Source organism: Mycoplasma sp. CSL7503-lung (genome assembly GCF_025515455.1).
In the GTDB taxonomy this organism is placed as follows: domain Bacteria; phylum Bacillota_I; class Bacilli_A; order Mycoplasmatales; family Metamycoplasmataceae; genus Mycoplasmopsis.
On the sequence record NZ_JAOPHP010000026.1, the window covers coordinates 1 to 10,661 of the forward strand.

Here is a 10,661-nt window from a genome sequence, read left to right on the forward strand (position 1 = left end):
TATAATTTGAGTTATATTATTTTCGGTGTTAATATAATATATAATTTAATAAATTAAAATGAAAAAAACTCATATCAATAAAAAATTAATATGAGTTTTGTGTCAAATTTTATTCACCTAACTTATTAAATAATTACGAGTGTTTTTTATCTATAAACGAGGGTAAATTTCACCAAGTAAAAAGAATGTTTTTAAAATTTGGCTTAGAAGTTGTTTATTTAAAAAGAATAAAATTTGGTAATTTGAATTTACCTGATGATTTAGAAAAAAGTGGATATATCGAGATAAAAAAACATCAAATAATATAAATGGTTATTTAATATATTATAATTTAAATATATAAACATATTTAATAAAGGGGTTTTATGAAAATAGTTGAAGATTATATGAATTTTGATTCTTATAAGTTTATAACAGATCAAACAGTTTATCCTATTTTTAAAAACGCAATTGATGAAGCGTTTTCGGATGAATCATCAATAAAGAAAATGAATAATAATAAAAAAACATCAATAATACTTTTTATACTTTCTGCATTTGCGTTTTTACTTGGGGTTTTGTTACTTTTTGTGATAGGATTTCAAAATGGAAAAAGCACTAATTTTATTGTATTTTTAGTTTTTTTAATTCTAAGCGTTGTGTTAATGTTTGTTGGAATTATTATATTTTGAAAATATAAAAAAACTTTAAACACATTAATATCTAAAATTAGAAGTTCAATTGACGTTGAAAAAATATACAATAAATCTTTTAAAAAGGTAAATAACGGTATTAATTATTTATCAACAAAAACAAATGTAGAAAAATTTTTAGATACTGAACAATTTAGCAAAAGTGAAATATTAGATAGTTCGCTTGATGGTGAAGAAATTATAACTTTTAATTATGATGTTCCAAATGATGCTAGAATTGTTGAAAAATCAAAACAAAAATATTTATTAATCGATAATAAATATCCTGCATCATTCATAAATGTTGTTTATCTTCAAATAGTTAGAAACTCAAAAGGCGAAGTGGTTTCGAAAAGATATTTCAATAGAGGTGTTTTAAAAATTGATACAAGAAACTTAGGTGATAGAGCTTTTGAATTCACTTTATTCAAGGGCGGAATATTCAGTAAAAAACCAATAAAATTAGAAAATAAAGAATTTAACAAGAAAATAAGATTAGTATCTGATGATGAATTAAAGGCAAGACAAATGTATACTCCGCTTTCAATGGAATTATCGGTTAAAAGAGTTGAGGACATTAATGGTTCAATAGTTAATTCTATGTATGTAACTTCAACTGGTGATTCAATTTATTTTGAGTATTCTGTACCTATGAATTTTATGGAGTTAGACATTATTTCTTCTACAAATAAAGATAAAATTTTAAATTCTATGTATAATGACTTTTTATATGACACATATACTTTATATTGAATCTTATCAATAATTTATATACCAATCTACTTAGATAAATAAAACGAAAATCCAAATTATATTTTGGATTTTTTTAAATAAAAAAACCTTCTTTAGAAGGCTTGTTTGACACAAGGAAATTAAATTTCTCTCGATGTCGGCTCAAAGATATTATACTATATTAATGAATTATTTTTAGAATTTTTGAAGAAAATCTTTATATTCTGCTAAAACGTCTAGTAGATCATAAACATGAGTTTCTTTTTGTTGAATTTCTTGATAAACTTGTTCATTTGTGTTTTGTTGTAATATTATTTCTTCTTGTTCTTGAACTAAGTTTTCTTCTTTTAGTTCCACTACCTTTTCAATATTTACTTCTTTTTCTTGGTAACCGACTCTAGTTTGTTCGATAACTTCATATTTTTTGTCTTCTAGCAATTGGTTAGCTATTTTGTTTGCTATACCTTCATCTTCACAACGGATACCACCAACTGGCTCGTACACTTTCTCTTCACGTGTTTCCATTGTGTTTGCAGCACTCGCTTCACGACATGCTCTTTTGTTGCATTCTCTATTCATGATTTCTCCTTAAAAATGTTTTAATATAATATTAATTTTACTCTTTTTATCGATATTTCTTTAATAATTTTAATATTTGGTCTACTTTGTTTGTTTTTTCTCATGGTAAATCTAAATCATCTCTACCAAAATGTCCGAAATATGATGTTTTAGCATAAATTGGATGTCTTAAATTTAGAGAATCTATTATTCCTTTAGGACTTAAATCAAATGATTCCATAATTATTTTTTCAATAATTTCTTTTTTAACTGTTTCTGTTCCAAAGGTTTCTACCATTACCGAAACTGGTTGAGATACACCGATTGAATATGCTATTTGTAATTCAATTTTTTTAGCTAATTTAGCAGCAACTATATTTTTGGCGATTCAACGAGCTGCATAAGCGGCACTACGATCAACTTTTGTTGCATCCTTACCGCTAAAGGCTCCACCGCCATGTCTTGATGCTCCTCCATAAGTATCTACAATAATTTTTCTACCTGTTGAACCGGTATCTCCGATCGGACCACCTATAACAAATTTACCAGTAGGATTGATTAAAATTTTATCAGGTAATTCAAGTTTATATTCTTCTAAAACTGGTTTAATAATGTTATTTTTTATAAAATCTTTAAATTCACTTTCAACAAAATTTGCTGAGTGTTGTATGCTAATTAAAACAGTATCAACTGTTGTTTTTTGAGGGTCAGTATAATCTAGGGTAACTTGAGATTTCATATCTGCTCTTGCTCATTTAAAATCTCCGCTTACCCTTAATTCTTCTGCTTTTTTTACTAATTTATGAGCAAGTGTTATTGCTAGAGGCATAAATTCTTTGGTTTCGTCAGTTGCAAAACCAAACATAATACCTTGATCTCCTGCTCCGATTTCATCATTTGATAACTCTACACCTTGAGAGATATCTGGACTTTGTTTTTTAATGTCAGTTATAAAACTTGTCTCACTTGTATAATAATCAAATGTTTTTAAAATATTCTTTGCAATTTCAATAACATCAACTTCTGCCTGTGAATTAACTTCTCCGGCAATAAAAATATTATGACCACTTGCCATAGTTTCAATTGCCACTTTAGCTTTAGGGTCACGCATTAAATACGCGTCTAAAATTGAATCTGAAATTTGATCACACACTTTATCTGGATGACCACGTCCAACAGATTCACTTGTAAATAGTTTTCTCATTTTTTACTTCCTTTTTATATATTATGTTAGAAGCATTAGGAATTGTCGCATGTTAAGTTAATATAAATTAACTTCTGACTGACCACCTTGCTATAATTGTAGGTTGGTAATGGTTTATATCACAGTCTGAACCATTCTCTATATGCTTACGTTAAAGTTTATATATTATAACATAATTAATCTTAATTAGAAATTTTAATGTTATAATTATATTAATACAAGGGGGTTTAGTATAATGGTAGTGCTATGGTCTCCAAAACCAAAAGTAAGGGTTCGATTCCTTTAACCCCTGCCAAAATGTAATTTGTATCAAACTTATTTATATAGTTTGATTTTTTTATATAAAAAAATCAAGTAACAAATTACTTGATTTTTCACTATTATCTAAGCTTCCTTAGAGATTTTAATTAACATTGAAAATGTTTTTGGTTCGTTAATAGCTAATTCTGAAAGCATTTTACGGTTAATTGTAACGTTTGCTCTTTTTAAACCGTTAATAAATCTTGAATAACTTAAACCTTCAGCTCTTGTAGCTGCATTAATACGAGCTATTCATAATTTACGGAAGTTTCTTTTAACTTGTTTACGATCTCTAAATGCGTATGTTCATGATTTAACAACTGCTTGTTTAGCTACTTTGTAACCGATTGATTTGTGTCCAAAATATCCTTTAGCTAATTTTAATCATTTTTTACGTCTTGCTCTTGTAACTGTACCACCTTTAACTCTTGCCATAATATATTTCCTTTCTAATTTATATAACTAAATAAATTTTTACAAAATAAATTAACAAGATTAAAACATTGCTTTAAATCTTTTTAAGTCACTTTTTGACATAAGTGTAGCTTTACGAGATTGACGCTTTTGTTTTGTGGTTTTATTTTGTGCTAAGTGTGAACGGTATGCTTGTTCTCTAAGAACTTTACCTGTTCCTGTAACTTTAATACGCTTTTTTAAAGCGCTTTTAGTTTTCATTTTTGGCATTTTATTCTCCTTCTTTAGAATCGCTATTTGATGAATTTTCATCAGAAGTTTGATTCTTTTCTTTTAAATATTTAGCGATTTTAGTTTTATTTGGTTGGAGATTCATATCTAAAAATCTTTCATTCACTAATTTTGGCTCAGTTGTTTTATCTGCAATGGCTTCAACTTTTGAATAAAATCTATCTAAAACATTTATACCAAGATCTTTACGCCCTAATTCACGACCTCTTAATTTAACAGAAACTTTAATTCTATCACCTTTAAGTAAAAATTCTGTTGCTTTTTTACTTTTTGTTAATAAGTCATTTTCTCCAATCATAGGAGTCAAACGAATTTCACGATTTTGTATATTAGTTTGTTTTTCTTTAAGTTCTTTTTGTTTTTTCTTTCGATCGTATTTAAATTTACCGTAGTCCAAAATACGAGCAATTGGTTTAGGTTCAACGCTAATTAAAACTAAATCCATTTTTTGGTTTTTAGCTCTTTCAATAGCTTCTGAAGTTGACATAACACCAACTTTGTTACCTTCACTATCAATTAAGAAAACTCTAGAATATGGAATGTCTCTGTTTACATAGTGGTTAGATTTTGGTTTTTTTCTTTTGTCTTGAATAATAATAATTCTCCTTAAAATAATAAGTAAAAAAGTTTCATTCGCTCTCGCCAAAAATGTATCAAATAGATACATTTAATTGTAGCAAAACCCAAGGATATAGTCCATCAGGTGAGAAGTGATTCTACTTTCTGCAATTAAATTTTTATATTGCTTATTTATTTTATCATATTATCTAAAAAAATAAAATTCTAATTTTAATTATCTAAACTAAGATAAATTTAAATATTTTTAATTTTCGTTTTCCAACCTTCAAATATCTTTTGTTCCTTCAATTAAACCAGATTTTATGTTATCAATTTCAGTAGAGTTTAAAAGTCTTGGTAATAAATCTAAATTATAAGAAATCACACTCTTTTTATAAAAATCATTTTCTTTTATTTTAATTTTTTTATATTTTTCTATTAAATTTTTTATTTTTTCTTTTAAAAAAACTATATCGTTTGATTCTTTGTATTTTTTAGTCTCCTCTAAAATTTTTTCATCTATAGGTGTTTCTTCTGTATTTTCTTTCAATTGATCTCATTCATCTTCTTGAGTTTCTTCTTCGTTTTTTATATTTTGTTCATTTTCAATTGTTTCTTTTTCTTTATTTTCAGAATTAGGCTTATTGTTTTGAGTTTTATTTTGATCTGAAGAAGAATCTTCGATATTCTTTTGGTTTTTACTTTCTTCGATTGATTCAGATTCTACATTTTTGTTGTTATTTACTATAGAATCGGTATTAATTATTTTGTCATCTTTTTTTAGATTATCATTATTTGTTACATTATTTTTATTTTCTTTTGTTGCTGTGTTGTTTTTTGATTTTGGTTCTATTCTTTTCACATTTTTTTGATTTTTAATATCTTTTTCAAAAATTTTTTCTATTCTTTTTTCGATATTTTTACTAATTATTTCATTATTTTTATTTGTTTTGTTAGAACTAGATAGATTAGGGTTTACGCTTTTTTGATTACTTGTTATTTTATTTTGATCATTACTTAATTTATTTGCTTCTTCTTTTTTGTTTTGATTTGAACATGAAACGATGTTTATTAAAGAATATGATGAAAATATAGTCGACCCCATAAAAATAAAATATTTTTTTACTTTATTCATTAACTTTCTCCTTGTTTAATTTTTAGTTTTAAAAATTATATTAAAAAAGATAATGGTCGTAAATCTAAAAACCATACTTTAGAGTGTAAAAAATACAAAATAAAAGTTTTTAATCATGTAAAATGCATTTTTTGAAATTGGGGTAAAAATTTTTATAAAAATAAAAAATTAGATCATAAAAATTAATTATTTTTTATGATCTAATACTATATTATTTAATTTTCTTAATCAGTGATTCAAACCACTTTTGGTTATTACTATATTATGTTCTTGTTCTAGTTTTTTAACTATTTCATTCATTGAAATTCATGAGTTTTCTAATTTGATTCTAAAAAAAACTAATTGGTCATCATTGAACATATCCATTAAATTATTTTCGAAGATATAATTGATATTCTCTATATGTTTTATCGAACTATTAGCAATTTTTTGAAGGTTAGAAATATCTATATTATTTATTCTATTGGAAACATTTTCGATATCTCTAGTTATTTTTAAATTTTGTAATTCAAATCACGATTTTTTAGCACCTATGGCAGATAAAAAGTCTAATAACTCATCAATTTTTTTAGTGTAAGCTAAATATCTGTTTCTACGTTTTAGTATTTGAAAATTAAAGTCATATTTATTTAATTTTTTAATAATCATTTCAGTATTTTCGTTTGAATGAGTTGAAATTTCTAAATGATAAGAAGTTGAGTTTTTATCAGAAATACTGCCACCACCGCAAAAAACACCAGCAAAAAAACTAGTTAGTTTTTCTTCTCATTTTTTATCAATTATTTTTTTATACTCTTGATTAGAAATATAAATTTTATTTTTTAATATTTTGTAAATGGTAATTTTTAATTTATTCAACCTTGAAACAACTTTATTTAAAATATAGTTATTTTTTATTGTGATGATTTGAAAATCTTCTTTTTCTATTGCGTTAGAAAAATACAAACCATATAAAAATGATTTTATTTCTTTTGTTTTAGTTATGTTGTTTATTATTTCTTTTTTTATGGTTCAAGAAAATGAGCTTTTATATTTTTCCATTGTGTTTTTATTTTATAATATTTAGTTTTTTTTAAAAGAAAAATAAATTTATAAATAAAGTAAATTCATAAATAATAACAAAATATTATTTTTTTAATGTAAAATTAAATTGTGAGATTTATATTTTTAAAAAGAATAACAAAAATATAGTAAATTAAGAATAAAATTTGCATTAAATATGTTGTAAAAATCTTTTTTAATTTTTAAAATAATAAAAAAATAAATAATCGGCATAGTAAGGTCGTTTTTTATTCACATTATTTATATAAAAAAAGAATAAATTTAAGTTTTATGGTTTAAAAATACATTGTAAATAATATTCGAATCTAAGTTATATAATTAAGTACTATTTTTTTAATAATAATATGCTTACAAAACAAAGGAGATGTATGAAAAAGAAATTGTTCTTTTGGTCTTTTATTTCAATGTTGACTTTGCCAATTGTCTTATCAAGTAGTATTTCAGTTAACAATAAAACGGCTTATTTAAAAAAGGGTTTAGCACATATTGATGGAGCAGAAATAAATATTAGTGATTATTTGGCTACTGATTGAATGAAAGGGATACCTGACAATAGGAGTTTATTTTCATTGAGTATACCAGGAACACACGATTCAACTATGTATAATGGATGAGGTTTTTTATGAACTTTCGGAGGTTCTTTATTGGCTAAAACTCAATATTTTAGTTTTGAAGATCAATTAAAATTAGGTGTAAGAGCTTTTGATTTAAGAATGCAAAATGACGGTCGTTTAGTTCATGGTAGAATCCCATCATATCAATTTATCGATAAAGCATTTCAAGAATATGTTAAATTTTTAAAAGAGCACCCTAGTGAATTTATTATAGTTAGAATAAAAGATGAAAATTTTGACGTAAATAATAAAGGATATGCTCAAGAGGCTAATAAAATTTATCAAAAAACTATATTTAGAGACTATTATGATTATATTTATAATAAATCTGGTGAAAATGTTGATACTCTATCTAGAGAAAAAGGGTTTAATATAGGGCAATATAGAGGGAAAATAATAGTATTAAACCATTTGCATCATAAAATTAATAGAGATACAGTTGGTGGTTTTCATTTTAGAGCAATTACTGACAATTATGTTGTCCAAGATAAATATGATGGAATTAATTCTAGCGATCAAAAAGTAAAGCACATTACGGATCATTTTCAAAGAACTAATAATAAAAGTTACCGTGATAATAGATTATATGTAAATTTTACTTCATATGCTAGCGGTAGACAACCAAACACTTCATCAAATGAAGTTAATCAAAAAGTAACTGATTATATTAATAATCATAAAGAACTTTCAACACTTGGCGTAGTATTTAGTGACTTTCCTGGTCCGTCACTTATTCAATCTATTTATAGAACTAATTTTAATTACACAGACAATATAATTAATAATAATGTTTTAGGTCCTTTAGTTAATAATTTACATTTTGAAAATGTATATGATAGAGACGATAAAATAACATTGATAACATCCGAAAATCCAAAAGCATATCAAAATCTTCATATTGAATTTGATGTAGATGGCAATTTAATATCTAAAGTAATTCCTTCTACATATAATAGCAATAAATTCGAAATAAATATCGGTTATCAACTAAAACATCCGCAAATTATTAAGGTATCAGCATATAAAATGACTCCAAATGATGGTTGATTCACACAAAGGAAATACAATGAAATAAATATAGATTTGCCGGTAGAAACAAATCAATTTATTATAAATAGAAACGAATTAACTGATGCTATAAATAAACTTAAAATCGATTATAGTTATAATGAAAGTTATTCTCCTATTGTTAGATATTTAAACGACAAATTTAGCATTCCTCTTGAAAACTTAAGAAACAATGATAATTCAAAATTAAGAGAGTTAATGAATAATTTTAATTCAATCAAAAATCAAATTAATCAAGAATTACTATTGTTAAATGATATAGATGATAATTTATTATTTTTAAATACAAAAAAATCAGATATAAACAATATTTTTTCTAATCAGAAAATACATGAGATTAATAATTTAAAAAATAATGTTGTAAAAAAGATAAATGATTTATTTAATAACAGATTTAACTATATATCAAGCAACGAAATAAACGGTTTATTTTTAGAAACTGTTAAAAAAGATGAAATATCCAAAATTGTACCTAAAGTTATCGAAGAGTTTAATAAGTATAATTTCAAAAAGATTAAACAAGATTTCGGAAAAGATAATCCTGATTTTAATTTCGCAAAAGAACATTGAAATAGCAAGATTGACAAAACATTATTGATTCCAAATGAAATAATGTCTAAAATTCAAAACTCATCAAGCGTTGATGAGGCTAAATTAATTTCAAAGCAAGAATATGATGATTTAAAAGAAAAAACAAAGTCAATGCAAAATGACATTAATAACGCAAAGAAAAATATTATTGAAATTAAAACTTTTTTAAGTGATGATGAAAATTTAATTTTCAAAGATATTTTTAAGGATGAAATTATTGAAAATATCTCAAATCTTGATTCTACAAATTCAATAATAGAATTAGTAAATTCATATAAATCAAAATTAAATGAATTAAAACAAGAGATAAAAAAAGCTGAAGATTATGATTCAAAAAATAATTCTCTTAATAATTTAAATAATAGAAATTTTCAAAATGCTTTAAATGAAATTAGAAATAAAATAAATGATCTAAATTCCTTTTTAGATCTAGATTACATAAACAATAAAAAGGAACAAATAGTTACTTTATTTGAAAAAGCTAAAAAATCAAATGATCTTTATTCTTCGGTATTTAAAAGAATAAATAATAGCAATAAGTTGTTTGAAGAATGAAAAGAAAAATTAATTTCAAGACTAAATAATATTTTTGATATTAATGAAAACAATTTAGTTAGTTTTATTAAAAATTTAGATAACTTTGAAGAAGAAAATTTCTTAGATAAATTGTCTAATTTTGAGGATTTAAACTCTTCACAAAAAAATCATTTATCTAGCGAAATTAAGAAAACAATTGATATTGATACTTTAAAAAATAAATTAAACGATGCAACTTTATTAAATAGAAAAATGAATCAATTAAATGAATTATTTGTTGAGTTTGAAAATTATGACTCAGAAAAAGGTTATAAACTTCTTGAACGAGAAAAACAAATTGAGTTTTCAAATAAATATAATGAAATTAAGCAAAGAATAACTCAAAATATTAATAGTGAAGCTGTAAATGGTGATATTAATTTTTTAAACAATTATGCGTTGATTTTTAACGGCGAAAGTGTAATATCTAATTTAAGAGAGAAAATTACTAATTCAAACAAATTATACGAATTTGAAAAAAATAATTTAAATACTATTTTAAATAATGTCGATAATAGCGAAAAGCTTCGAGAAATTAAAGAAAAAATAAGTTTATTAGAGGAAAAGAATATAAAAAACAATGATAAAAATATATTCAAACAGCTTTCGAATGAACAAAGAGAAAATGCATTATATGAATTAAATAATTCTATAGATGAAGAAAATTATCTTTTAAATAAGCAAAAATATTTAAATTTAGATAATTCAATTATAATTACCGAGAAACTTTTTAAAAATATAGAAACAATTAAATTAGAAGATTAAGTTAGGTGAATAAAATTTGACACAAAACTCATATTAATTTTTTATTGATATGAGTTTTTTTCATTTTAATTTATTAAATTATATATTATATTAACACCGAAAATAATATAACTCAAATTATA

The 10,661-nt window shown here is 23.8% G+C and carries 10 protein-coding genes and 1 tRNA gene; 4 read left to right on the plus strand and 7 right to left on the minus strand.

The window, feature by feature from the left end:
- The first annotated feature begins 185 nt into the window (after positions 1-185).
- Both N9R85_RS03400 and N9R85_RS03405 read left to right on the plus strand, forming a co-directional pair.
- On the plus strand, positions 186-308 hold the full coding sequence (locus tag N9R85_RS03400; RefSeq protein WP_262858591.1) for a hypothetical protein: 123 nt from the start codon (positions 186-188) through the stop codon (positions 306-308).
- Between the two features lie 57 nt (positions 309-365).
- A complete protein-coding gene (locus N9R85_RS03405; protein WP_262858592.1) occupies positions 366-1,466 on the plus strand; it encodes a DUF3137 domain-containing protein in 1,101 nt (366 codons plus the stop codon).
- A 132-nt stretch (positions 1,467-1,598) separates the two neighbouring features.
- Here N9R85_RS03405 and N9R85_RS03410 read toward each other — a convergent pair whose 3' ends face one another.
- On the minus strand, positions 1,599-1,982 hold the full coding sequence (locus N9R85_RS03410; protein WP_262858593.1) for a hypothetical protein: 384 nt from the start codon (positions 1,980-1,982) through the stop codon (positions 1,599-1,601).
- 46 nt (positions 1,983-2,028) lie between these two features.
- A complete protein-coding gene (gene metK / locus N9R85_RS03415) occupies positions 2,029-3,165 on the minus strand; it encodes a methionine adenosyltransferase (protein WP_262858594.1) in 1,137 nt (378 codons plus the stop codon).
- Positions 3,166-3,386: 221 nt separating this feature from the next.
- On the opposite strand from metK, the gene N9R85_RS03420 reads away from it, so the two are divergent.
- A tRNA-Trp gene (locus N9R85_RS03420) sits at positions 3,387-3,460 on the plus strand.
- Positions 3,461-3,549: 89 nt separating this feature from the next.
- Here the strand turns inward: N9R85_RS03420 and rplT are convergent.
- The 5 genes from rplT to whiA form a co-directional block, all read right to left on the minus strand.
- Positions 3,550-3,900 (minus strand): 50S ribosomal protein L20, encoded by a 351-nt coding sequence (gene rplT / locus N9R85_RS03425; RefSeq protein WP_205851686.1) that lies wholly within the window; start codon positions 3,898-3,900, stop codon positions 3,550-3,552.
- A 60-nt stretch (positions 3,901-3,960) separates the two neighbouring features.
- On the minus strand, positions 3,961-4,149 hold the full coding sequence (rpmI, locus tag N9R85_RS03430) for a 50S ribosomal protein L35 (RefSeq protein ID WP_174892773.1): 189 nt from the start codon (positions 4,147-4,149) through the stop codon (positions 3,961-3,963).
- A 1-nt stretch (position 4,150) separates the two neighbouring features.
- Positions 4,151-4,837 (minus strand): translation initiation factor IF-3, encoded by a 687-nt coding sequence (infC, locus tag N9R85_RS03435; RefSeq protein ID WP_262858595.1) that lies wholly within the window; start codon positions 4,835-4,837, stop codon positions 4,151-4,153.
- Between the two features lie 156 nt (positions 4,838-4,993).
- Complete coding sequence (locus N9R85_RS03440) at positions 4,994-5,863, minus strand: hypothetical protein (RefSeq protein WP_262858596.1); 870 nt, start codon at positions 5,861-5,863, stop codon at positions 4,994-4,996.
- Between the two features lie 186 nt (positions 5,864-6,049).
- Complete coding sequence (gene whiA / locus N9R85_RS03445; protein ID WP_262858597.1) at positions 6,050-6,904, minus strand: DNA-binding protein WhiA; 855 nt, start codon at positions 6,902-6,904, stop codon at positions 6,050-6,052.
- 389 nt (positions 6,905-7,293) lie between these two features.
- On the opposite strand from whiA, the gene N9R85_RS03450 reads away from it, so the two are divergent.
- Positions 7,294-10,539: a hypothetical protein gene (locus N9R85_RS03450; protein WP_262858598.1), complete on the plus strand. Its 3,246-nt coding sequence runs from the start codon at positions 7,294-7,296 to the stop codon at positions 10,537-10,539.
- The last annotated feature ends 122 nt before the right edge of the window (positions 10,540-10,661 follow it).